This is a genomic window from Ruegeria sp. E5 (genome assembly GCF_056534105.1).
Map to the genome: position 1 here is coordinate 559,694 of NZ_JBQFPA010000002.1, position 24,171 is coordinate 583,864.

General features: G+C 56.4%; 21 protein-coding genes. 10 read left to right on the top strand and 11 right to left on the bottom strand.

The window, feature by feature from the left end; genetic code table 11:
* Positions 1 to 7 precede the first annotated feature (7 nt).
* The 4 genes from ACR0BI_RS10685 to ACR0BI_RS10700 form a co-directional block, all read right to left on the bottom strand.
* Entirely contained in the window at positions 8 to 589 is a 582-nt protein-coding gene (locus ACR0BI_RS10685; protein ID WP_170801715.1) for an XRE family transcriptional regulator, read from the bottom strand.
* 147 nt (positions 590 to 736) lie between these two features.
* The gene (locus tag ACR0BI_RS10690) at positions 737 to 1,516 is read right to left on the bottom strand and encodes a carnitinyl-CoA dehydratase (RefSeq protein WP_170407705.1); all 780 of its coding nucleotides are present in this window, start codon (positions 1,514 to 1,516) and stop codon (positions 737 to 739) included.
* A gap of 3 nt (positions 1,517 to 1,519) precedes the next feature.
* The gene (locus tag ACR0BI_RS10695) at positions 1,520 to 3,535 is read right to left on the bottom strand and encodes an acetate--CoA ligase family protein (RefSeq protein ID WP_480562057.1); all 2,016 of its coding nucleotides are present in this window, start codon (positions 3,533 to 3,535) and stop codon (positions 1,520 to 1,522) included.
* A 7-nt stretch (positions 3,536 to 3,542) separates the two neighbouring features.
* Positions 3,543 to 4,703 (bottom strand): acyl-CoA dehydrogenase family protein, encoded by a 1,161-nt coding sequence (locus ACR0BI_RS10700; RefSeq protein ID WP_480562055.1) that lies wholly within the window; start codon positions 4,701 to 4,703, stop codon positions 3,543 to 3,545.
* A gap of 95 nt (positions 4,704 to 4,798) precedes the next feature.
* Between ACR0BI_RS10700 and ACR0BI_RS10705 the strand changes: the two genes are divergently transcribed.
* Positions 4,799 to 5,716 (top strand): GlxA family transcriptional regulator, encoded by a 918-nt coding sequence (locus tag ACR0BI_RS10705; RefSeq protein ID WP_480562053.1) that lies wholly within the window; start codon positions 4,799 to 4,801, stop codon positions 5,714 to 5,716.
* A gap of 8 nt (positions 5,717 to 5,724) precedes the next feature.
* Here ACR0BI_RS10705 and ACR0BI_RS10710 read toward each other — a convergent pair whose 3' ends face one another.
* Positions 5,725 to 8,160 (bottom strand): GcvT family protein, encoded by a 2,436-nt coding sequence (locus ACR0BI_RS10710; RefSeq protein WP_480562051.1) that lies wholly within the window; start codon positions 8,158 to 8,160, stop codon positions 5,725 to 5,727.
* A gap of 189 nt (positions 8,161 to 8,349) precedes the next feature.
* On the opposite strand from ACR0BI_RS10710, the gene ACR0BI_RS10715 reads away from it, so the two are divergent.
* Positions 8,350 to 9,867 (top strand): trimethylamine methyltransferase family protein, encoded by a 1,518-nt coding sequence (locus tag ACR0BI_RS10715; RefSeq protein ID WP_170646954.1) that lies wholly within the window; start codon positions 8,350 to 8,352, stop codon positions 9,865 to 9,867.
* Between the two features lie 14 nt (positions 9,868 to 9,881).
* Here ACR0BI_RS10715 and ACR0BI_RS10720 read toward each other — a convergent pair whose 3' ends face one another.
* Together ACR0BI_RS10720 and ACR0BI_RS10725 are read right to left on the bottom strand one after the other, a co-directional pair.
* On the bottom strand, positions 9,882 to 10,856 hold the full coding sequence (locus ACR0BI_RS10720) for a LysR family transcriptional regulator (protein ID WP_480562049.1): 975 nt from the start codon (positions 10,854 to 10,856) through the stop codon (positions 9,882 to 9,884).
* Between the two features lie 100 nt (positions 10,857 to 10,956).
* Positions 10,957 to 11,643, bottom strand: coding sequence for a GntR family transcriptional regulator (locus ACR0BI_RS10725; RefSeq protein ID WP_170394376.1), 687 nt, complete (start codon positions 11,641 to 11,643; stop codon positions 10,957 to 10,959).
* A gap of 102 nt (positions 11,644 to 11,745) precedes the next feature.
* Between ACR0BI_RS10725 and ACR0BI_RS10730 the strand changes: the two genes are divergently transcribed.
* Genes ACR0BI_RS10730 through ACR0BI_RS10750 form a run of 5 tightly spaced genes read left to right on the top strand, consistent with a single transcriptional unit; the run spans position 11,746 to position 16,564 of the window.
* Entirely contained in the window at positions 11,746 to 12,348 is a 603-nt protein-coding gene (locus ACR0BI_RS10730) for an amino acid synthesis family protein (protein ID WP_170394379.1), read from the top strand.
* The gene (locus ACR0BI_RS10735; protein ID WP_480562047.1) at positions 12,320 to 13,132 is read left to right on the top strand and encodes an alpha/beta fold hydrolase; all 813 of its coding nucleotides are present in this window, start codon (positions 12,320 to 12,322) and stop codon (positions 13,130 to 13,132) included. The genes ACR0BI_RS10730 and ACR0BI_RS10735 overlap by 29 nt, the downstream gene beginning before the upstream one ends.
* Positions 13,129 to 14,049 (top strand): flavin reductase, encoded by a 921-nt coding sequence (locus ACR0BI_RS10740; protein WP_170561568.1) that lies wholly within the window; start codon positions 13,129 to 13,131, stop codon positions 14,047 to 14,049. Before ACR0BI_RS10735 ends, ACR0BI_RS10740 begins: the two co-directional genes overlap by 4 nt.
* A gap of 1 nt (position 14,050) precedes the next feature.
* Complete coding sequence (locus ACR0BI_RS10745) at positions 14,051 to 15,088, top strand: LLM class flavin-dependent oxidoreductase (protein WP_480562045.1); 1,038 nt, start codon at positions 14,051 to 14,053, stop codon at positions 15,086 to 15,088.
* Positions 15,089 to 15,097: 9 nt separating this feature from the next.
* Positions 15,098 to 16,564: an aldehyde dehydrogenase gene (locus ACR0BI_RS10750; protein ID WP_480562043.1), complete on the top strand. Its 1,467-nt coding sequence runs from the start codon at positions 15,098 to 15,100 to the stop codon at positions 16,562 to 16,564.
* Positions 16,565 to 16,597: 33 nt separating this feature from the next.
* Here the strand turns inward: ACR0BI_RS10750 and hisD are convergent, their stop codons facing one another.
* The 4 genes from hisD to ACR0BI_RS10770 form a co-directional block, all read right to left on the bottom strand.
* Positions 16,598 to 17,872, bottom strand: coding sequence for a histidinol dehydrogenase (hisD, locus tag ACR0BI_RS10755; RefSeq protein ID WP_170625537.1), 1,275 nt, complete (start codon positions 17,870 to 17,872; stop codon positions 16,598 to 16,600).
* An 8-nt stretch (positions 17,873 to 17,880) separates the two neighbouring features.
* Complete coding sequence (cuyB, locus tag ACR0BI_RS10760) at positions 17,881 to 18,576, bottom strand: cysteate racemase (RefSeq protein ID WP_480562041.1); 696 nt, start codon at positions 18,574 to 18,576, stop codon at positions 17,881 to 17,883.
* 35 nt (positions 18,577 to 18,611) lie between these two features.
* Entirely contained in the window at positions 18,612 to 19,625 is a 1,014-nt protein-coding gene (gene cuyA / locus ACR0BI_RS10765; RefSeq protein WP_480562039.1) for a D-cysteate sulfo-lyase, read from the bottom strand.
* A 218-nt stretch (positions 19,626 to 19,843) separates the two neighbouring features.
* A complete protein-coding gene (locus ACR0BI_RS10770) occupies positions 19,844 to 20,818 on the bottom strand; it encodes a LysR family transcriptional regulator (RefSeq protein WP_170394403.1) in 975 nt (324 codons plus the stop codon).
* A gap of 176 nt (positions 20,819 to 20,994) precedes the next feature.
* On the opposite strand from ACR0BI_RS10770, the gene ACR0BI_RS10775 reads away from it, so the two are divergent.
* From ACR0BI_RS10775 to ACR0BI_RS10785, 3 genes are all read left to right on the top strand, one after another.
* Positions 20,995 to 21,990, top strand: coding sequence for a taurine ABC transporter substrate-binding protein (locus ACR0BI_RS10775; protein WP_170394406.1), 996 nt, complete (start codon positions 20,995 to 20,997; stop codon positions 21,988 to 21,990).
* A gap of 74 nt (positions 21,991 to 22,064) precedes the next feature.
* Positions 22,065 to 22,871, top strand: a complete 807-nt coding sequence (locus tag ACR0BI_RS10780) for a taurine ABC transporter ATP-binding protein (protein WP_170394409.1) — start codon at positions 22,065 to 22,067, stop codon at positions 22,869 to 22,871.
* Complete coding sequence (locus ACR0BI_RS10785; RefSeq protein ID WP_170394412.1) at positions 22,868 to 24,133, top strand: ABC transporter permease; 1,266 nt, start codon at positions 22,868 to 22,870, stop codon at positions 24,131 to 24,133. Before ACR0BI_RS10780 ends, ACR0BI_RS10785 begins: the two co-directional genes overlap by 4 nt.
* Positions 24,134 to 24,171 lie beyond the last annotated feature (38 nt).

Below are 24,171 nucleotides of genomic sequence, written 5' to 3' on the forward strand. Positions count from 1 at the left end.
GCAAAGATCAATGCGGTCGCGTCGACACGGTCACGAATTCAATTTCGTCTGACAGGATGACCCGTACCCCATGTGGGAGCTTGGCGTCGAAGCTGAGCGTGTCACCTTCTGACATCTGGAACTCTTCGGTCCCACAGCCATAGATGGCGCTGCCTTCAATCATGTAGATGAAGACGTAGCCTTCGTGCTGATAGTTAGGCAACTTGCGTTGGTCTTGTTTTGAGATGCGGATGCGTGCGGATTGGAATGACCCGCTAGGCCCGCTGTGTTTGCCGAGCAGTAGATAGTCATGGGCATGGTCTGGTGTGATACGCCGCGACGGCAACCCGGTTCCCGCCTGAACGTGATGCACATCCGAGGTCGTGTCGGTATGGCTGAACATCGCCATCAGAGAGACAGATAGTGCATCTGCCAACGCGTGTAAGGTACCAAGGGACGGCGACACATGACCATTTTCGATCCGGCTGATCATCGGCGCGGAAACCTTTGACTGCGCGGCGAGTTCGGTCACCGTGAGCTGACGTTCCTGTCGCAAACGCTGCAGGGTTCGCCCGATCTCAAGTTCTGGTTCTGTTTTCTTGTCCTGCATCGGGCCGCTTTGACATTCCTTCTTCCAGATAAAGTAGCTGTGGCCTGAATTGCAGGATAGTAAAAGTGTGTTCTGACAAAAAACAAGCTTAGCTGAGCGATTGGAGCAAAACTGCGCCAATGCGATGAAGGCAGCGGTGTTTTGAACTTATTTTCCTTTCCAGACCGGATCACGCTTTTCAGCGAAGGCTTTTGCGCCTTCAAGCTGATCCTCGCTGGAATAGAGGATATCGACGGTGCGCAGCTGGCGCTTGGTGATGCGGTTCATGGCGTCCTGAAATTTGCTGTCTTCAGCTTCGCGCACGACCTCTTTGATCGCAGCATAAACCAGCGGAGGACCCGAGGCGAGCAGACGCGCCAATTCCCAGGCACGATCCATCAGTTGATCGGCAGGCAGGACTTCATTGACCAAGCCCCAACGCTGACCTTCTTCGGCATCGAACCAGCGTCCAGTCAGCAATAGCTCCATCGCGATGTGGTAGGGAATGCGTTTGGGTAGCTTGACGCTCGCCGCATCTGCAACGGTTCCGGATCGAATCTCAGGCAGGGCAAAAGTTGCGTGTTCAGCGGCCAGGATCATATCGGCTGAAATCGCAAGCTCGAGCCCGCCACCACAGGCAATACCATTGATGGCCGCGATGACCGGTTTGTTCAGATCGCGTAACTCCTGCAAACCGCCAAAGCCACCGACACCATAATCTCCATCTACGGCATCGCCTTCGGCGGCTGCCTTCAGGTCCCAGCCAGGGCAAAAGAATTTGTCACCTGCTCCGGTCAAGATCGCGACGCGCAGTTCGGGATCATCGCGAAACTCGGCAAATACCTGCCCCATGATGCGGCTGGTAGCTAGATCGATCGCATTGGCTTTTGGCCGATCCAGCGTCACTTCGAGAATTGCGCCGTCACGGCGGGTCTTGATCGGGTCCATTTCTCAGGCCTTTCTGATAAGCGCATCCACCGCCACCGCCCGGGTGGGCGTGCAGAGAAGCGGGTTGATTTCGACCTCGCCGAGCGTTTCGGCATTTTGCATTACATAGTCTTGAACGGCCTGAATGGCGGCAACGATTTCATCCATATCAGCCGCTGGTTGGCCGCGATAGCCTGCCAGCAATGACGCGATCTTTAGTTCGCCGAGAGCAGCGCGAATACTGTCGGATGTTGCCGGGACCAGAAGAGAGGTGGTATCGCGCAATATTTCGGTCAAGACACCACCGGCCCCTATTGTCAGCACAAAGCCATGGGCAGGGTCCCGCACCACACCGACGAGGATTTCAGCCACCGCACCCGTGATCATCTCTTCGATCAGAATCTCATCAGTTCCAATATCCGCTGCCACACCTGTCACATCGGCAGCCTGAACCCTCAATCGTACAGCGGAATGTTCGGACTTGTGGGCAAGGCCGACGCCTTTGACAGCAAATGGCGCTTCCATTTCTTGCGCCGCGCTGAGGGCTTCCTTTGCGCCACGAACGGACCTGTTCCGAGGGATGCGCAAACCATGGGCAGCCAGAGCTTGCTTGGCCTCGGCTTCGAACAGCGTATGCGTGACATCAGACGTACCCGGCAAGCAGACTAGCACGCTTGCAGGTGCGGCGACCTGACCCGCCGCGCGCGTGGCAGAAAGGGCTTCGCGGAGACCCATGAAGGGTACCACACCGGCCTCCATTAGGGTTTGTGCTACATCCTCAGGTAGCAATTCGGGCAGGGTAGAAACCACGGCAAAACGCGCACCCGTATCTGCCCGCACTTTTTGTGCTGTACGCGTGGCAGCGGCCCAATCTGTGGGATCGGTGGTCGGGTAATCAACGATCGTGAATGTCAGATCTATGTCGTCGCCAGTCATTCCCGCCCAGGCGTTCGCCATCGCCTCTTCATCGCGCCAGATATAGGTGTGGTAATCGAGTGGATTGCTTAGTGCGACCATCGGACCAAGCGCATCGCGCAATCGGGTTTGCTTGTCTCTGGACAGTTCTGGAAATCTGAGGCCAGTGCCGATCGCCATATCTGCGATCAGGCTGGCCTCGCCGCCCGAGCAGCTGATCGACGCAATGTTGCCCCCCGGCAAAGGCCCATAGCAATGTAACAGTTTCAAGGATTCCAGAAACTCGGGCAGCGAGGACAGGCGCGGGATGCCCAGCCGGTTTAGCAAAGCCTGCGCACCCGTATCGCTCCCAGCCAGTGAGGCGGTATGAGAAACTGTTGCTGCCTGCGCCTGTTCGGATGCACCCACCTTAAGTGCGATCAGAGGCACGCCTTTCCGATGTGCCTTGGCAGCAAGGGCCTCCCATTCGCGGATATCCTTGAAGCCCTCGATATGTAAACCGACGGCAGTGACCCGTGGATCATCGATCAGCGACATGGCAATCTCAGCCTGGCTGGTCTGCGCCATGTTCCCGCAAGTCACCATATAGGCAATCGGCAGGGCTCGTTTCTGCATAGTCAGGTTGATCGAGATGTTGGAGCTCTGGGTCAGAATGGCAACGCCTCGATCTACCCGAGCGGCTCCATGCTGATCGGGCCACAATAGCGCACCATCAAGCGCATTGATAAAGCCATAGCAGTTTGGCCCAAGAATGGGCATGCTGCCTGCTGCATTGATCAACTCTGATTGCAAATCTCCTCCTGCCTGATCCTCGGCTGCAGCTTCCGAGAAGCCAGAGGCAAAGCAAACTGCGCCGCCGCTGCCCATGTCTGACAGAACCTGAACGGCCTCAACGGTGGCGTGACGGTTGATGCCAACAAAGGCCGCGTCCGGGGACGATGGCAGGTCTTCAATCCGTGCGTAGGCGTTGTGCCCGGCAATTTCATCCGCCTTGGGATGGACAGGCCAGATTTTCCCTGCGTAGTCCATGCGTTCCGATTGCAGGATAACCTGCTTGCACCACGCGCCGCCGCCGATCACCGCGATGGATTCCGGGCGTAGAAGACGGGAGATATCCTTGCTCATTCGGGCCTCAGGCACCCAGAGGCCGCAGCAGATCACGACTGATGATATGCCGCTGGATTTCACTCGTACCATCCCAGATACGTTCTACGCGCGCATCCCGCCAGAACCGTTCGATCGGGAAGTCGTCCATCAGACCCATGCCACCATAGATTTGCAGCGTCGTATCCGTGACCTTTGCCAGCATTTCCGAAGCATAAAGCTTGGCCGAGGCAATCTCGCGATTTGAGGGCAAGTCCTGATCCAGACGCCATGCGGCCGCGAGCGTCAGCCAGTCAGCAGCGTCGATCTCGGTGATCATGTCGGCGATCTGAAAGCCGACACCCTGAAACTTACCGATCGGCTGGCCGAATTGCTTGCGCTCAGCCGCGTAGTTCAGCGCATAATCAAAACAGCGCCGCGCGCGCCCGACCGAAAAAGCAGCAACCGTCAGGCGCGTTGCATAGAGCCACTCGTTCATCACGGCGAAACCGCCATCGACCTCGCCCAGAACCTGTGTGTCAGGCAGGCGGCAATTGTCAAAATACAGGATATAGTTCTTGTAGCCTTTGTGGCTGACTGAATTGTACCCCTCGCGCACTTCAAAACCCGGCGTACCACGATCTACGAGGAATGTAGTGATCCGCTTTTTAGGGCCTTTCGGAGTTTCATCCACACCTGTTGCGATGAATACGATGAAGAAATCCGCGTGCTCCGCGCCCGAGATGAAGTGTTTCGAACCGTTGACGACCCAGTCACCGCCATCGCGTACGGCCTGACATTTCATGCCCCGAACATCTGAACCCGCGTCAGGTTCGGTCATAGCCAGAGCATCCATCTTTTCGCCACGCACGGCAGGCAACAAATAGCGTTCACGTTGGTCGGCGTTGCAGGCCATCAGGATATTCTGCGGGCGACCGAAGAAATGGGTCAATGCCATCGATCCTCGGCCGAGCTCGCGTTCGACAAGAGTGAAATCAAGATGCGAGAGACCTGCGCCACCAACTTCTTCGGGGAAGTTACAGGCATAAAACCCCAGTTCGATGCATTTCCGCTTGATTTCGTCTCCCAGCTCTTGCGGCACCTGTCCGGTGCGTTCGACCTCAGCTTCGTGGGGGTAAATCTCGTTCTCAACAAAGCTCCGCACTGTTGAGACGATCATTTCCTGTTCTTCGGTTAAGCCAAATTGCATGACGCGTTCCCCTGATGTCTGATTGGCAATGAAACGTAATTGCCTGACACAATGACATGCAGTAATCGTACGATATCATGCCGAGTTAGAAAAATTTGACCCAGATCTATAACTTTTTGCTGTTCGACGGGTTCTCGAACCTTTGCCTCGCCAACATGGTTGAGCCATTGCGCGCGGCGAACACTTTGGCGGGGCAGGATCTCTATGCCTGGCAGTTTTATTCACCCCATGGTGCGCCAGTCCAAAGCTCCAGCGGGTTGCAGGTCGCGCCGCATGGAGCGATGGGCATTGAGGCGGGTGATGCTTTGGTTGTCATGCCGTCTTATGGGTATCTGGAACACTCGGTTCCCGATACTCATCGCGCTTTGCGCAGGGCCGCAACCCGTCATCGCAAACTGGCTGGTCTGGACACAGGGAGTTGGTTGCTCGCGCGTGCGGGACTGTTGGAAGGGCATCGCGCGACCATTCACTGGGATGAACTTTCCCGGTTCGAAGAAACTTTTACCGATGTCGAGGTCGTGCAGGAACGTTTTGTGGTCGACCGGGACCGGATCACCTGTTCAGGCGCGATGGCTGCTTATGATCTGGCGACTGCTCTGATTCTTGCGGATCACGGGCCGCTGTTGTCGATGGAGGTGGCGCATCTTCTGATGAACCGTGGTGAACCAAGTGCTGCTTCATCACAGATGAAATCCGAAGACAGGCTGGTGAATCGGGTGCTGGGCGTCATGCAGGGCACGTTGGATGCGCCAGTAATGATAAAGGATATCGCTCGTCAGCTCGGGTGCTCTCAAAAGAAGATTGAGACCCGGGTTTTGTCCGAGCTGGGTGTAACACCGCAGGCGCTCTATCGTCGCCTGCGTCTGAATTTGGCGCGTAAACTTGCGGTCGAGACCCAGCAGTCCGTGGCCGAGATCGCCAGCCGCTGCGGGTATGAGAACCCAAGCGCAATGACGCGGGCGTTCCGGATGCAATTCGGGCAGACACCAACAGCCTATCGAAACGGGGAGTAACTTTGGGATTAGCCTCGCACGCGTGAGAGGTCCGGGTCATACGGGGACGGCGCAATCACCTCGGCCGCGATCATTTCTCCGCACAGGTCAAGTTGCATTCGGCTGCCGGGTTCGGAAAATTCCGGATTCACAAAGCCGTAAGCAAGGTTTAGCCCTGTTCTGTGGCCCCAGTCACCTGACGTGATCGTACCAACAACCATGTCGTCCAACATCAGGGAGGCTCCACCATGCGCCGGTGCTTTGGTTGCATCGATTTTCAGGCTTACCAGTTTCTTTTGAGGCCCGTTCTCAAGGCGTCTCTGCAACGCGTTTCGGCCAATGAAATCGCCTTTGGTCAGTTTCACGAACTGATCCAAACCGGTCTCAAACGGGTCGAACTCTGTGAGCAGATCGGCTTTCCAGTGCAAGAACCCTTTCTCCATCCGCATGGACTCGACGGCGCGAGCACCAAATAATTTCAAGTCACGCGTCTCGCCAGCTTTTCTGAGCGCCAGATAGGCCGCGTATAGTGAGGCGTTCGGGACATGTATCTCGTAGGCCAGTTCCCCTGAGAAGCTGATATTCAATACAGTTGCTGGCGCGGACCCGACAAAGCACTCGCGAACTGACAGCCAGGGAAAAGCTTCTCGCGACCAGTCTCCTCGAGCACAAGCGGACAGCACGTCGCGCGATTTGGGTCCGGCCAGCACTAATATTGTCTGATCATTGGTGAGTGAGCGGATTTGCACATCTTCGCCATCATGCAGATGCGCCTTTAGCCAGTCCATATCATGGTATTCGCTGGCGGCGGCGGACCCGTACCAGACCCGTGCCGGGCCGCGATCACTCGCGGGCAGGTTGGCGATGGTGGCCTCGGCTTTGACCATCCCGTGGTGGTTCAGCAGATAACCAAGGCCGACCCGCCCGTCGCGTTTTGTCACCGCGCCGCACATCATCCGATCCAGAAACCGATGCCGATCGGTTCCGGTGATTTCCAGCCGGTTGAAGCCGTTCACTTCGGCCAGTCCGACATTTTCCTGAAGGTTTCTGATTTCCGCCGCGACGACGTCAAAGGCCTCATCAAAACTGAAACTCAGCGTTGGGTGAAAATCAGGCGCAGGCTTGATATAGTCGAACCGCTCCCAACCGTTGACCACTGTAAATTCAGCCCCTTCTGCTGCGAGGATGGGGGTCAGCGGTGTGGTTTTGGCGGGGCGACCGGCAGGCCGGTGTTCGTGCGGGAAATGAAAGCGGAATTCATTCTGGTAATCTTCGATGGCTTTCAGCGCGGTCAGCTCCACATTTGTGTGGCCGGTAAACCGACGCGGATCAAGGCACCAGGTGTCATAGCAGGCTTCGCCATGAACGATCTGTTGGGCCAGCAGCCAGCCGTGGCCTCCTCCTTCACCTAGACCTGCGCGTAGGCCGATGATGCAGAAAGCATTGCGCTTTCCGGGGATTGGCCCGACCAAAGGTGCGCCGTCAATTGTGTAGGTGATCGGACCATTCACCACTGTATGAATACCGACATCCATCAGTGCAGGCATGCGTGCGAAGGCACCTTCCAGCACATCCGTCACGCGGTCCAGATCGTCAGGGCACAGCGCGTTCACAAAATTCGGATCGATCCCGTCCATGCCCCAGGTTTTGCAATCCTGCTCGTAGAAGCCGACCAGCAAGCCGTTCTTCTCCTGCCGACAATAATAGTCGCTGATCGGACAGCGCAGCAGGGGCATCCGATGGCCTGCGTCGCGGATCGCTTCGATTTCTTCTGTCAGAAAATACTGATGCTCCATCGAAGCGATAGGGTGGTGCACGCCCATCATCGCGCCCACTTCGTTGACCCGATAACCACAAGCGTTAACTACGATATCGCAGTCAATATTGCCGTGTTCCGTGTGAACCGTCCAGGTATCGTCCTTGTGCTGTGTCAGTCCTGTGACCGGAGTATTGCGATATACCTCGGCCCCGGCTTTGCGCGCACGGCGTGCCAGAGCTTGGCACAGTTGAGCCGGATCGATGTCGCCATCTAGCGGATCCCATAGCCCACCGAGAAGGTTGTCGGTGGAAATCAACGGGTGCCGGCGGGCGCATTCCTCTGCATCTATGACCTCGAAATGCACATCCATTCCGCGCGCCATAGACGCAAAATGATGGTACCCCTGCATCTGCTCAGGCGTATTTGCAAGCCGGATGCCACCGTCACCGTGATGGTAGTTGATAGGATAGTCCGGATCCTCGGCCAGTTCCTTGTACAGGTTGATCGAGTGGGTCTTCAGACCAACCATGGTCTGGTTCATGCCAAAATTGGTCACCTGCGCGGCCGAATGCCAAGTTGTGCCGCTGGTCAACTCATCGCGCTCGACCAGCACCACATCGGACCAACCTTCACGGGTCAAGTGATACAGAGTCGAGCAGCCGGCGATACCGCCGCCAATGACGACCACTTTAGTGCGCGATTTCATCAAGGACCCTCCGGTACGTAGTCTTTTGGGGATTAGCCTGTTCTGTCAGTTGGTTCACAAGCGGCTGGATATTGTTACGTAAAAAATCGAAAATAAAAGCTCATTAACTCGTAGTAATTCGAATGCGGTTGAAATTGGCTTTAGGCGTTTAGTTGAATTGATCCACCTGATGCGGTTGGAGGATCACAAATGGCTGCGCCGCAGGCGAAAAGGTCCGGTCGAAAAGGACGTATCGCACAGCGGGCTGAAAAGCCTGCGCTCGACCCCTGTCCGCCAGGTCAACCGGGAGGCGCTTACAAACCCTTGACTGGGGTTGAGCTTGAGCGGATTTACAACACAGCTCTGGATCTTCTTGAGAAGCTGGGGATCGGCGAGGTGCCGGATCGCTTGCGTTCTGATTTGTTGGCGGTTGGGGCGCAAGATAGCGGGGAGGGGAGGATACTTTTTTCGCCTCAACTTGTGGAACAGGCGATTGATCAGGCAGCCAAGACCTTCGTTCTGCACGGGCGTGATCCAGCCCGATCCATCGAAGTTGGCGGTAATCGCGTCTATTTCGGAACCGGAGGGGCGGCGGTTCAGACGCTTGATCTGCGCAGTGGTCGCTATCGGCCTTCAACCTTGCAGGACTTGCATGATTTCACGCGTCTTCAAGATGTCTTGCCAAATGTCAGCTGGTTCACGCGCTGTTGCGTTGCAACCGATCTGGAGGAAACCTTCGATCTGGATGTGAACACCGTCTATGCGCTGTTGAAGAATACCTCCAAGCCCACCGCGACGTCTTTTACATTGGCGCAGCACGTTGCGCCAATTGTTGAGATATTAGATATCGCAGCCGGGGGACCCGGCGAATTCGCAAAACGCCCGTTCATGAAAGCACATATAAGCCCGGTGATCTCGCCGATGCGCTACGGCGAAGACGCAGTGGATGTGGTCTACGCCTGCATCGAACACAATATTCCGATTTCTTGCATCACCGCTGCTCAGGCCGGCGCGACTGCACCAGCGACCTTGGCTGGTTTTCTGGCGCAGTCATTGGCAGAAACTCTTGCGAGTCTGGTAATGGTCCACGCGATCCAGCCCGGGTTTCCTATGGTCTTTTCAAATTGGCCACTGGTGATTGACCTTCGGACCGGCGCGTTCTCAGGTGGCAGCGGAGAGACGGCTGTCCTGAATGCAGCATCAGCACAATTATCAAATTGGCTTGGGCTGCCGTCAGGCGTGGCCTGTTCGATGTCTGATGCCAAGGCGATCGACGCTCAATACGGGATGGAAAAGGGACTGACCTCAATGGCGGCGGCGCTGGCAGGTGGTAATCTGATCTATGAAAGCTCGGGCATGACGGCCTCGTTGCTGGGTGCAAGTTTTGAGGCGTTCGTGCTGGATGATGAGATGCACTCGTACACCTACCGCGCTTTGAGGGGGATAGAGGTGACACACGAGAATCTGGGCTTTGACGCAATCTGCGAAGCAGTTCTGGGCGAGGGCCATTTTCTGGGTGGTCAGCATACTTTTGCGGCCATGGAACGGGATTACTTTTATCCCTCACTCGCAGACAGGGATGAGCCCCGGACTTGGGCAGAAAACGGAGCGCAAGATGCCTGGAGCCGCGCGCGACATCGGGCGCAAGAAATTTTGCAGACCCATACGCCAAGATACCTGTCAGACGAACAGGATCGGCAAATCCGAGATCGCTTCAACATTCTTTGAAAGCTGATCCAGTGCTATTCGATAAGTTTGAAACTATCCGTCAGCCACGGGATATCATCGCGCAGTGGGGAAATGATGCGGTCATTGATCAATGATCGGGTTTTGGCATCCACAAGCTCAATCACTGATCTTGAACAATCCGGCGTCGCGACCAGCGCCAGTGTGCGTGCAAAGCTCTTGCCCGGAAATGGGTGCATGCACAGCTTTGATTGGAACCGCTTTGCCCGAGAATACAGCAGCGGCGTCGTGATGGTCCAACCCGCACCGGAGGACACCATCGACATCAGCGTCTGATTGTTGCTGCATTCAAACCTGTGAGAGGACGAAATCCCCATCCGGCGTAATTGGGACTCGATCTGGCGCGCGATGATCAGATTGCTGGAATATCGTAGAAACGGCAATTTGGTTCGACCCTCAACAATGTCGTGCAAAGACTTGTCACTCACCGCAGGCAAAACGATCACAAATGGATCGCGCAGAAGGGGGCGATCCTGCAGATCGCGCATACGTTCGCTAGGAGTAGTGGAAATCCCCAGATCCAACTGCCTGTCGCGCAGCATAACGATAATCGCGTGGCTGGAATCCGTGTGGTACATGAAATCACAGGCGGGCATATTCGCGAATAGATAGACCGCCAGCTCTGGAATGATGTCGCTGTCGAAGTCTTCGATCGTGCCGAAACGCAGATAGCTGGCCTCGGTGATGCTTCCTGCAGACGCTTCGGCCTTGGCCTTTCGGATCAGGTGCAGCGCATCGTCGATATTGCGCAGGAAGACCCGGCCCTTTGGGGTCAGAACCATGGGTCTACGGGTGTGGTTGAACAGCTCAACGCCCAGATGGTCTTCGAGATTGCGCAGGTGATGGGAAACGGTGCTGATCGTCAGCCCTGTTTCCTTGGCGGCCGCCTGTAGCGAGCCCTTTTGCGCACATATCTGAAACAGTTCCAGCCATTTGAGACTGAGGTCTTTGGGAGCAGACTGACGCGGCATTCCGGTTCTTTCGTGAGATCAGGGCGGTCCTGACGAAAATACGCAGATTTTGAAAGCTTTGATATCAGAATCTTGGAATTCTGGCTCAATTGCCGAGCAATCAGGTTTCAGAGCTTTCCAAAAAGCCGCGCGCGGTCTGTGCAGCATCCGCGATATGGCTTTCGACTGCTTTTCGGGCTTTGGCAGGATCACCACTGAGGATGGCATCATGGATGGCAGTCATGTGGCTCATCCCAGAACGCTCTCGATTCCGCGCTGCGAGGGTCAAGGCCCGCAGGCGGCTGATCCGGCCGTTCAGACGTTGCACGACATCCCAGGCGATGCTGTGCCCAGCCTGTAGAAAAATCAGTTCATAGAAGCGAGTTGTGGCCTGTAGCAGATTTGACCATTCGGTGTCATTCTGCGCCGCGCCCACTGCTTTCAATGCCTTGCCCAGATCGTTTGCGAAACCTGTCTCATGCGCTTGTGCACAGGCGGCGGCGGCTGAGCCTTCTAGCTGTAAGCGGATGTCATAGATTTGCCGCGCTTGGTCCCAGCTGAGGGTCGAGACGATTGGCCCGCGGTTGGGGATAATCTCAACCAATCCTTCGGCTTCCAGAAACCGGATCGTCTCGCGGATGACGGTGCGGCTGACACCAAGCTGATCGCAAAGCGGGCGTTCAACAAGCCGCTCACCGGGGGCAAAATGCCCGGCGATGATCGCTTCGCGCAGGCGCGCTTGCACGATATCCCGCAAGGTTTGCGGTGCTTTTTCGATCTTTTGTAGGGTGGAGTCGGTGTTCATCATCGACGCTTTCATATCTGTGGTACGGATCCGGAACAAGTATGATTGACATATCGTATTATGGTATACCATATTCTCGACCAAAGGCTTGCCAAAGGAATCACCATGTCCGCCGAAATTCGAAAAACGCTTCTGCATGTCGAAGACACTCTGATCGAGGGTGGTAAGTTGGCGGACACTCCGCTGAAGCTAATTGCCGCAATAGCTGTCATTCGGAACCCTTGGGCTGGTCAGGGTTTTGTCGAAGATCTTGGCCCCGCGATCCGCGATTGCGCCCCCGGATTGGGGGAGTTGCTGACCAAAATGATTTTGGATGCTTCAGGTGGCGGCGACCGGGTCGAAGCCTATGGAAAATCCGCGATTGTGGGCTTGAACGGAGAGGTCGAGCATGCGTCGGCCCTGATCCACACGCTGCATTTTGGCAATCATTATCGCAAAGCAGTTGGAGCGAAATCCTACCTTTCCTTCTGCAATACGCGCGGCCCGGCCAATGCGCCGCTGCTGATCCCCTTGATGGACAAACATGATGGCGGTCGTCGCTCTCACTACCTTACGATCCAGACTTCGGTCGCAGATGCACCTGCGGCAGATGAGATTCTGATTGCACTGGGTGCATCGATTGGAGGGCGGCCGCACCACCGGATCGGGGATCGCTATCAGGACATCGAGGAACTTGGTCATGACGTTGACAACCCTGCAGCTGTCTAACTCGGGCCGATCAGTCGCGTTCAGAGAGGCGGGCGAAGGGCAACCGGTCTTTATGATCCATGGCGTAGGCATGCAATCTGCGGCCTGGGGCCCTCAGTTTGACACGCTGAGCCAGCATTGCCGTGTAATTGCGGTTGATCTGCCGGGGCATGGAGGCAGTGACCGTCTGCTATCTGGAAGCCAATTGCCGGATTTTGTCGGCTGGATACATGATGTTGTCGACGCATTGAATCTGGCTCCGGTCGCAATCATCGGGCATTCAATGGGGGCACTGATTGCCGCCGGCTTTGCGGCAGAGTATCCCGATATCACTAGCCGTGTTGCTATGCTGAACGGCGTCTTCTGTCGCGATGCCTCAGCCCGCGCCGCAGTCATCCAACGGGCCGCAGAAATCAGCGCGGGTCGAGTTGATCTGGAAACGCCGTTGTCGCGCTGGTTTGGTGACAGTCCGGGTGATCTGGCTGCCCGTGCGCAGGTGGCGTCGTGGCTTGGGTCTGTGGATCAACGAGGCTACGCCATCGCCTATTCCGCTTTTGCGCGGGGCGATGCCACTTACGCCAGCAAGATGAATCTGATTTCGTGCCCGTTTCTGGCGCTCACCGGTGACGGAGACTCGAACTCAACCCCGGCTATGTCACAAGCTATGGCCGCAGCAGTTCAAAACGGTCGGGCCGTTGTGATCCAAGGCCACCGACATATGGTGAACTTGACAGCACCCGATGAAGTAACAGCGCATCTGGTTGAATGGCTCGGCCAGCCCGCCGAAGAAAGGATTGCGCAATGACCTCGCTTGATCCCCGCACGCTGCGAAATGCATTTGGAGCGTTCATGACGGGCGTCACCGTGGTTACTTCGCATGATACCCAAGGTAACCCGATCGGGTTTACCGCGAACTCGTTCACATCCGTCTCACTAGACCCGCCGCTTGTGCTGGTTTGTCTCGCCAACAGTTCAAAGAACTATGACGCATTGATTGCCGCTGACGGGTTTGCCGTCAATATCCTGTCAGAGACACAGATCGAGGTATCCAATACCTTTGCCCGGCCCGTCGAAGACCGGTTTGCCAGCGTCGAGTGGCGGCGTGGACCTGCGGGATCGCCGTTGATCGATGGGTCGTCGGCTTGGTTTGACTGCTCTATGCACAAAACCGTCGAAGCGGGGGATCATGTGATCCTGATCGGCGAGGTCAAAGCCTTCGACAATACTCCGGCACCCGGTCTCGGATATGTCAGGGGGGCCTATGTAACACCATCAACAGCTGCTGGTGCCTTGATGCAGGACACCGGCCTGATCGTCTCAGCCTTGATCGAACGCGCAGGTGAGGTTCTGTTGATCGATGCCGGTGACGGCGCGCTTGCACCGCCCGAGGCAGTGGTTGGGTCAGAAGGTGTTTCAGCGGCATTGGAACAATTGATTGAGGCCACCGGGCTGACCGCAGAGCCGGGCTTTGTTTATTCGGTTTACGAGGATGCTGAGAAAAAGCGTCAACATATCGCGTTTCTGTGTCAGGCCGCAGATGGTGAGCCGAAGAAAGGTAATTTCGTCCCGCTGGACGTCGTATCCTTTGGCACTGTAACCGACACGGCGACCCGAACCATGCTGGAACGATTGTCCGAGGAATCCCGGCTGGGAGATTTTGGCATTTACTACGGAAACAAGAACAGCGGCGAGGTTCGCCCGATTACACGAGGAGGTCACTGACATGCGGTTTTCGCTTTTCGTTCATATGGAACGCACCTCTCCCGATCAGGACCAGAAGGAGCTGTATGAAAACTTCATAGAACTGGCCAAGATCGCTGATGCGGGTGGTATGCATGCGGTCTGGACCGGCGAACATCACGGGATGGATTTCACCATCTCGCCGAACCCGTTCCTGAATATCGTCGATCTGGCACGCCAGACCAACAATGTGCGTCTGGGAACCGGAACCGTTATCGCTCCGTTCTGGCATCCGATCCGGCTGGCCGGAGAGGCCGCAATGACGGACATGATCACGAATGGCCGTTTGGATCTGGGCATCGCGCGTGGCGCCTACAGCTATGAATACGAGCGGATGGTGCCGGGGCTGGACGCCTGGGAGGCAGGCCAGCGTATGCGCGAGCTTGTTCCGGCAGTGCGGGGTCTTTGGGAGGGCGATCATGCGCTGGACGGAGAGTTTCATTCTTTCCCGGCAACCACATCTTCGCCCAAGCCTCTGCAACAAAACGGTCCACCGATCTGGGTTGCCGCGCGCGATCCCAACAGTCATGAGTTTGCGGTATCGAACGGTTGTCACGTGCAGGTCACCCCTTTGTGGCAGGGCGACGAAGAGATCACCCGGCTGATGGATACGTTCAACGCAGCCTGCGCCAAATTCCATGACGTCCCGCGCCCCGAAATCATGCTGTTGAACCACACCTATATCGCCTCGGACGAGGCGGATGCCCGTCGCGCGGCGGAAGAGATCAATCGCTTTTATTGCTATTTCGGTGCGTGGTTCAAAAACGAACGCCCAGTGTCGCAGGGACTGATCCAGGCGCTGAGCGATGACGACATCGCTAACCATCCCTTCTATTCGCCCGAGGCGATGATCCGGGACAACGTGATCGCCACGCCCGACAAAGCAATCGAACGCATCAAGGGCTATAGCGATCTTGGATATGATGAGTATTCTTTCTGGATCGACAGTGGGATGAGCTTTGAGCGCAAGAAAGCCTCGCTAGAGCGGTTCATCGCGGACGTCATGCCCGCCTTCGCCTAAGGAGAGAAAATGCGGCAGTTTCAGCACTATATCGGCGGCACGTTTTCGGATGGGACCGCGCAGTTCGACAGCCTTGATCCCGCGACGGGCACCGTTTGGGCGAAAATGCCTGAGGCCCGAACACATGATGTGAACGCCGCGGTTGAGGCTGCGTGTTCTGCGCTGAATGCCCCCGAATGGGCGACCATGACAGCAACGGCTCGTGGTAAACTGTTGTACCGGTTGGCCGATCTGGTCGCCGAAAATGCTCAGACCTTAGCCGAGCTTGAAACGCGCGATACCGGCAAGATCATTCGCGAAACCTCTGCTCAGATCGCCTATGTCGCGGACTACTACCGTTACTATGCCGGATTGGCGGACAAAATCGAAGGGGCGCACCTGCCGATCGACAAGCCCGACATGGAGGTTTGGCTGCGCCGCGAACCAGTTGGTGTGGTGGCCGCCATAGTGCCGTGGAATTCGCAACTGTTCCTGTCTGCGGTCAAGATTGGCCCGGCGCTTGCCGCCGGTTGCACAGTCGTTCTGAAAGCATCCGAAGATGGTCCGGCCCCGATGCTGGAATTCGCGCGTATTTTCGATCAGGCAGGCTTCCCGCCCGGAGTTCTGAACGTCATCACCGGCTTCGGGCCGGAATGCGGCGCCGTTCTGACCAGTCACCCGGATGTCGATCATGTTGCCTTTACAGGCGGCCCGGAAACCGCGCGCCATATCGTGCGCAACTCGGCTGAAAACCTCGCTTCGACTTCGTTGGAACTGGGCGGAAAATCCCCGTTCATCGTGTTCGAAGATGCCGATATCGAAAGTGCTGTGAACGCGCAGGTCTCGGGGATCTTTGCTGCGACCGGGCAAAGCTGCGTGGCGGGATCGCGATTGGTAATCTCTGACAAGATCAAAGATGAGTTTCTGGCCCGGCTCACCGAAAAAGCGGGTGAGATCGTGATCGGGGCGCCCGATGACCTAAAGACCGAGGTTGGCCCGCTGTGCACTCAGGCTCAGCTTGTGACTGCTGCAGATCTGGTTGCTGCTTCCGTCTCGGCAGGGGCTACCGTGATAGCGGGTGGGCAACCTTTGGACCGTGAGGGGCACTATTTTCCACCGACAATCATTGATTGTACGGACGCGCCTGATGCGCCCTGTCTGACGCGCGAAGCCTTTGGTCCGATCCTCTCGGTCGTCAGTTTCGGGACCGAAGCGGAGGCGGTACAAATAGCCAACAACACCGCGTTTGGGCTGGCGTCGGGTGTCTTTACCAAAGACTTGACCCGCGCACATCGAATGATCCGCAGAATTCGGGCTGGCATTGTCTGGGTTAACACATATCGCGCGGTCAGCCCGATTGCTCCATTCGGAGGTCATGGACTGTCGGGCCACGGGCGCGAAGGGGGCCTGCAGGCGGCGCTTGATTACACACGGGTCAAATCGGTCTGGTTGCGCACAAGCGACGATCCGATCCCCGATCCGTTCGTGATGCGGTGAATCTGACCAATCAACAGGATCCTTGGGCCAGATTTAGCACACTTTAGACAATCGCATCTCTGCCGCGCGTGCGTGGCCTTCCATGCCTTCCATCCGACTGATCCTAGCAGTGCGTTCAGCAAGCTCGTGCGAGGCTTGCGCTGTGCAGCGCTGCCAAGTCACCGTTTTGGTGAATTTATGCACTGACAGACCGCCGGTATATCGGGCCGCTCCGCTTGTTGGCAAAACATGATTTGGCCCGGACGTCTTGTCGCCGAAGGGCACTGTTGTTTCGGCACCCAGAAACAGCGATCCATAGGTGGTCAGTTGGTCCAGCCACCAATCCAGGTCCTCGGCGATCACCTGCAGATGTTCGGGCGCGTAGTTGTTGGCGACCCTGGCAGCCTCGTCGCGGCTGTCGCAAAGAATGATCTCGGCCCGGTCGCGCCATGCCGTGCGCGCTGCACTAGCGTTCGGCTCGGGAAGACTTTCGATCAGGGCATCGGCGCGTGCGATAACGCCCTGGGCCAGAGCTTTATCAGTGCTGACCAGCCAGACAGGGCTATCGACGCCGTGCTCGGCTTGGCTCACCAAATCCCAGGCGACGGTCTCGATCGATGCTGTGTGATCGGCAATGACCAAGGTATCGGTTGGACCTGCAAACATGTCGATGCCAACCTTACCAAACAGCATCCGTTTCGCCTCGGCGACATAGGAGTTTCCCGGACCGACAAGAATATCAGCTGGCCGCGCACCAAAAAAGCCATGGGCCATCGCAGCAATCCCCTGAACTCCGCCCAGATTCAGGATCAGATCTGCACCGCTAAGGTCCATCGCATAAACTATTGCATCAGGGATGCCCGCACCGGGACGCGGTGGCGAGACCGCCGTGATGTGGGACACCCCAGCCACCTTTGCCGTGGTAATCGTCATCAACGCACTTGCGATATGGCTATACCGACCACCAGGAACGTAACATCCCGCGCTCGAGATCGGGATCTGTTTCTGACCTGCGATCAGGCCGGGCATCACCTCGATCTCGCATTCGCTCACCGTGGTCATCTGCGCTTCGGCAAATCGACGGATATTGGCATGGGCAAAGCGGATGTCGTCTTTGACCTGTTCAGGCACGCGGTCACATGCGGCTTTGCGCGCTTCATCAGTCAACACGAACTCTCCCGTCCAGCCATCGAGCGTTCCGGCATAGCGCCGAACGGCCTCTTCGCCCTCGCGCTCGATATTGGAGAGCATGATTGCGACGATATCGCGGATATCCGAATTTTCTGCATCGGGGCGGGGCAGGGCGGTTTTCAGATAAGAGACGGCCATGGGAAACCTCAACGCGTCAGAGAGTGGGAGTGGATAGCGCCTGCCAGAATATCGACGGTGTCGATGATCGGAACGCTTTTGGGCAAGTCGCGGGTGAGCAGAGAGAATTCGGAGCAGGCCACAAACAAAAGCGCGGCACCCCGGCCCGAAAGGGCGTTAGCAGCGTCGGAAAGTGTGCTGAGTGCAGCGCCGGTTGGCCCTTCAGATTTGATGTGGCGGATCGTGCCGAGCATCCTATCTTCATCCTCGGGCCAGATTGCGGTAAATCCGGCGCGGTTCAGGGGGGCGTCAAAAATTCCGACCTTTCGCAGCGCTGGGGAGGCAAGAATTCCGACCTGGCTGCCAGAAGGCAGGAGTTGCGCCGCTTGATCCACGGACAGGTCTACCATGTTCAGAAAGGGGATCGAGACGGCGTCCTCTATCTGCGCCGCATAGTGGTGTGCGGTGTTACACGGCATCGCAAGCGCGGTTGCCCCTGATTGCTCCAATCTTCTCGCCATATCGGCCAGAACCGGCCCGGGATCAGACCCGTTGCCCTCGATCAGGTGCGAGATGCGGGAAGGCACCTGTGGGTTCATGTCAATCAGTAGTGGCAGGTGATCGGCATCATCCGCCGCCTGTACCGTGGATAACACGCGCTGCTGCAACAGAATTGTCGCCTCGGGGCCCATTCCGCCCAATATGCCGGTGACGCGGGGTTTCATGCGAAGACCTGCTTGCTGGAACTTATCACCGTGATTTACAGATTGACCCAGCGGTCGGTGTGATCGAAAGCGAAATCATAACCGAACAGGCCAACCGAGCCTCCGGTATGCAAGAACACCACACGCTCATCCTTGAACGAGCCTTTGCGCGCCAGATCGATTAGACCGGCGGCCCCTTTGGCGGAATAGACCGGGTCGAGCAGAATGCCTTCCAGTTCGGCAAACATGCGGATCGCCTCAATGCCGCTTTCGGTCGGCAAGCCGTAGCCGTCGCCTACATAGTCGGTATTGGCCATCACATCCTCGCGCTGCACCACGTCTGGGCAACCCAATTTCTCAGCCGTGTTGCAGGCTAGATCATAGACCATCTGCTCTTGCTTGGGCTGCGGCGCGCGGGTGCCAATACCAAGAACCGGAATGCCCGTATTCATGGCGCAAAGCCCGGTGACCAGCCCGGCTTGCGTGCCCGAGGAGCCCGTCGCATGCACCACGCGATCGATTTTGAGACCGGCGTTATTGGCTTGGCTCACAAGCTCTAGCGCGCAGTTCACATAGCCAAGCGCTCCGGTCGAGTTCGAGCCTCCGCCCGGAATAACATAGACGTTGTGACCTTCTTCACGCTTCTTCGCGGCCGAACGCTCCATCTCGGCGGGCATGTCGTGGCCGCCGGGAAACTTCTCGGTGGTTGCGCCATGCAGATGATCCAGCAGGACATTGCCATTGTTGTTGTAGTTGGCGTTGTTATAGCTGGTGCGGTCTTCCAGTAGGATATGACATTTCAAACCCAGCCGGGCAGCGAATGCAGCGGTTTGACGCGCATGGTTCGATTGCGTTGCCCCTTGCGTCATCACCATGTCTGCGCCTTGTTCGAGCGCTTCGCCGAACAGAAACTCTAGTTTGCGGGTCTTGTTGCCACCCGTCGACATGCCGGTGCAGTCGTCTCGCTTGATCCACAGATCGATTCCCAGAGCCTCGGACATACGATCCATCCGTTCAAGCGGTGTTGGCAGATGGGCAAGAAAAACACGGGGAAAACGGGAAAGATGCATCAAGCTGTCCTGATCTGGGCCCGGCACATGGTTCAAGACCGGTAGGTCTTGCCAACATGTGCCGCTGGGTAGGTTTCTGGGTTTAGAATGCCGCCTGTATTCAAGCCGCAAGGTCAGGCCTAATCACAGCGGATGGGGCGCGTCGGTCAAGCGCACTGTACCCGGTTTCGAAAAAGCCGGAAAATAACTTCGATATTGCGCTCAGATTACCTGGTTGCTCATTCGGGGGGTGCGGGAATGGTTCGAAAGTCGTCATTCAACCACGGAAACCGCGAATTCATAGGCTCGGTCACATGACGACGGATCAGGTTTTGCAGTGTGTTGTGGATCAGTCGTGTGGTTGTCGACGGATAGATATTGGTCGTGAACAACGATACGGTACGCGCAAAGCTTTTGCCCGGGAAAGGTAATGCGCGTGTATCTTTGTGGAATCGCCGTGCGCGATAGTAGCTGGCGGCAGTCGTGATCGTCCAACCACTGCCCCCGGCGACAAGTCCGATAATTGACTGATTACATTCAAGTTCGAACCGGTTGGGTAGGTTAATCTTGCTGCGGGTTAGCTGAATTTCGATGAGTCTGCCTATGGTGTGATCACGCGAATATCGTAAAAGCGGAAGCGGACTGTCTGATTTGGTCAGTTCCTCGACCGGTCCGTCATATGCAGGCGGAAGAATGACGATAAACGGATCTCGAAGTAGCGGGAATTCGATTAACCCCTCAAAGTGCTCAGGAGGTCGGGTCGCAACGCCTGCATCCAGCTTTTGAGACTGCAGTTTGTCAAGAATCTCATGGCTGGGGCGGGTAAAGTGGCGAAAATTGCACCGCGGCAGGCTTGCAGAGAGATGACGGAAGAGTTCTGGCGCGACCCGGCTGTCAAAATCGTCAATCAGGCCCAGACGCAAATCTGTTGCATGTTGCCAACTGCCCGAGCGAAGCTCGGCCTCGCCCCGTTTCAAGGCGATCAGGCCGTCATGCACATGTCGTGAGAACACCGTGCCTGCGGGTGTCAGACCCATGGGTCTGCGGCTGTGGTCCACCAAATCCACATCCAGCGCCTTTTCAAGACTGCGCAAATGATTGGAGACCGTACTGATTGACAAACCGGTTTCAGCTGACACCTTTTGGATTGAACCCAACTTGGAAATAAGTTGGAAGACCTCCAGCCACCTGAGACTGAGTGCTTTCTTTGTCATCGGGGGCTCCCAAACCAGCGAATTATCAGTCAAAAGCGAAACAAAGTTTCGCTTTTTACGCAACCAGTATTTTGATTTACTAATTCAACGCGTAGGGACTATGGTTTTTCTACTGTTCCAGAGTTCGGACGTTTCAAGAGCCGACAAGTGGAACCAGCAGGGAGAAAATAGTCAAAATGATCAAGAAATATCTGCTCACAACAGCATATGCCGGGATTGCGGCCGTCACCGCTTCACAGGCCGCCGCGCTTGATGAACTGACGGTTGCTTATTTCCTCGAATGGCCGATGCCGTTCCAGTATGCGAAAGCAAACGGAACCTACGAAGAAGAACTGGGCGTCAAGATCAACTGGGTGTCTTTCGACACCGGTACCGCCATGTCAGCTGCGATGGCCTCGGGTGATGTACAGATCGCGGTCAGCCAAGGGGTGCCACCGTTTGTGGTAACCACTTCGGCCGGTCAGGACATCCAGATCGTCGATGTGGCGGTTAGCTATTCAGACAACGACAACTGCGTTGTTGCCGAAGCGCTTGAAATCGACAAGGGCAACGCGGGTGAACTGAACGGCAAGAAGGTCGGTGTTCCGATCGGTACAGCTGCGCATTACGGTTTCCTGTCGCAAATGTCTCACTTTGGTGTCGACATCGGTTCAATGGAAATTGTTGACATGGCTCCGGCCGATGGCGCCGCGGCATTTGCGCAGGGCAACCTCGACATGGTTTGCGGCTGGGGTGGCGCGCTTCGTCGTATGACCGAGCATGGCAACATTCTGCTGACCGGTGCTGAAAAAGAAGAGATCGGTATCCTGGTGTTCGACGTCACTAGCGCTCCGGCAAGCTTCATCGAAGAAGAGCCCGAGCTTCTGTCGAAGTTCCTTAAGGTTACCGCAGATGCCAACGCCAAGTGGAACGCAGGCGACAGCAAAGATGAAATGCTGCCGGTGATTGCAAAGGATGCTGGTATGGATCCTGCAGACGCTGAAGCCACAATCGCGACTTTCACCTTCCCGTCAGTTGAAGACCAGCTGTCCGAGAAGTGGCTGGGAGGTGGCGCGCAAGACTTCATGCAGGGTGTTGCAAACGTGTTCGTGTCGGCAGGCAGCATCGAATCCGCTCTGGATTCGTATGATGGTGCCGTTAATGCAGGCCCGCTGACAGCTGCGAATAACTAATCACGCAAGACATTTCATGCGACCGGCCCCGGTTTCGGGCCGGTCGACAGCTATGAAAGCAGGAAGGAGGCAGGATGCCTGAACTGGACATCGTAGAATTGTCCATGCGCTTTGACTTACCCAACGGCTCCTCAGTACAGGCCCTACAAGATGTTTCACTCAGCCTTAAAGAGGGTGAGCTGATGTCTGTCCTTGGCCCGTCGGGCTGTGGTAAAACGACGTTGCTGAACATCGTTGCAGGATTTCTGGCGCCGACATCTGGCAAGATTGAATTGAACGGCCATCTGGTCAAAGGCCCTGATGCTGAACGCGGGATGGTGTTTCAGAAGGGCGCATTGTTCGAATGGATGAATGTGCGGGAAAATGTCGAGTTTGGCCCGCGCATGAAAGGCATGCCCAAAGCCGAGCGTGACCAGATTTCAGACCATCTGCTTGAGGTCGTCGGGCTTCAGGATTTCAAGGACAAGGCGGTTTATGAACTATCGGGCGGGATGCAGCAGCGTGTTGCGTTGGCGCGGTGCCTGGCAAACGAGCCGGACGTCATCCTGATGGACGAACCGCTGGGTGCTTTGGATGCGCTGACCCGTGAGAAAATGCAGGGCCTTGTCCTGAAGCTTTGGAAAGAAACAGGCAAGACGATCATCCTGATCACCCACTCGGTCGAAGAGGCCTTGTTGCTGGGTGAGCGTCTGATTGTCATGGCCCCCAGACCGGGGCGCATTCACCGCGAATACAATCTGCCTTTTGCTGAACGCGGTGTGAATGCCGATCTGCGTGATGTGAAGAAATCCGAAGGTTTTGCGGAAAAGCGCGATGAGATCCTCTCGATGATCTGGGAGATGGAAGAAGAAATTATGGGTCGGACGGAGCAGGCATCATGATTGTACTTCTCTTCTATATCGGCCTGTTCGGTGGCGCGTTTTTTATCGTCTACGCGTTACGCCGCGGTTTGCAATCGCGTCAGGATTTCACAAGCTTGAAAACTGTGACTTTCGGCGACGAAAGTGCCGTACGAGCGGATAGGGCTGCATCGATAATCTCGGTTCTCGTGATCTTTGTAATCTGGGCGGCTTTCACCGGCTCGAAGTTGTTTCCGATCCATGTGCCGGGCCCATTTGTGGGTGATACGCAATTCACCTATACGCTCGAAAACGCGGATGGCAGCACGGATGAAGCCACGATTTTTGTTCGTGTTCCAGCCTTCGGTGAGGAAGCAGAAAAATTCGAGGTCGAGCCCGGCAGCGGATTTGCCAAAGACGATGCGGTTGCTGCTGCTGCGGGCCGCTCATCGACGATCCTGTTCGACAAGAACGATGATGCTAAACGTAATGAGGGTGCAAAGATCGTCGCGATCAACGGCACACCTATAGGTGAAGGCCAAAAGGTTGATACAGGCGATGGTACCGTAACGCTGACCGGGAAAGGGGCGATCAGTTTCACCCCCAAACAGGGCTTGCAGATGAACCCCATCTGGCTTCCAGCCCCTGAAACCGTTGTGGCCCGGTTCTTTGAGATTGCGAATGAAGGCTACCAGAACTTCTCGCTTTGGGAGCATCTGGGCTGGTCGCTGTTGCGCGTGATTGCTGGGTTTATCGCAGGTGCGCTTGTGGGGATTCCGCTGGGTTATGCAATGGGCCTATCCGGTTGGTTCCGAGGCTGGTTCGATCCGATTGTCGAGTTCATGCGACCGGTGCCGCCACTTGCGCTGATCCCACTGGTGATCATCTGGTTCGGCATCTGGGAGACCGGCAAGATCGTTCTGCTGTTCCTTGCGGCCCTTTGGATCATGACCATCGCCGCGCGGGCTGGTGTGTCCGGTGTGAACATCTCGAAAATCCACGCAGCGTATTCTCTGGGGGCGTCGAAATGGCAGATCATGCGCCATGTGATCGTGCCCAACTCGCTGCCCGAGATTTTCACCGGTGCACGTGTGGCCATGGGTGTCTGTTGGGGAACTGTTGTTGCGGCTGAACTGGTTGCCGCACAAAAGGGCGCCGGCATGATGATCATCGCCGCATCCAAATTCCAGCTGACCGACATTGTCATCATGGGGATCGTCCTTATCGGGGTGATCGGATATGGAATCGATATCCTGATGCGCAAGGCCGAGAATTGGCTGGTGCCATGGAAAGGCCGCAGCTGATCGGTCTTTCCGATACTGTGGTAACATAGCGGCCCCCG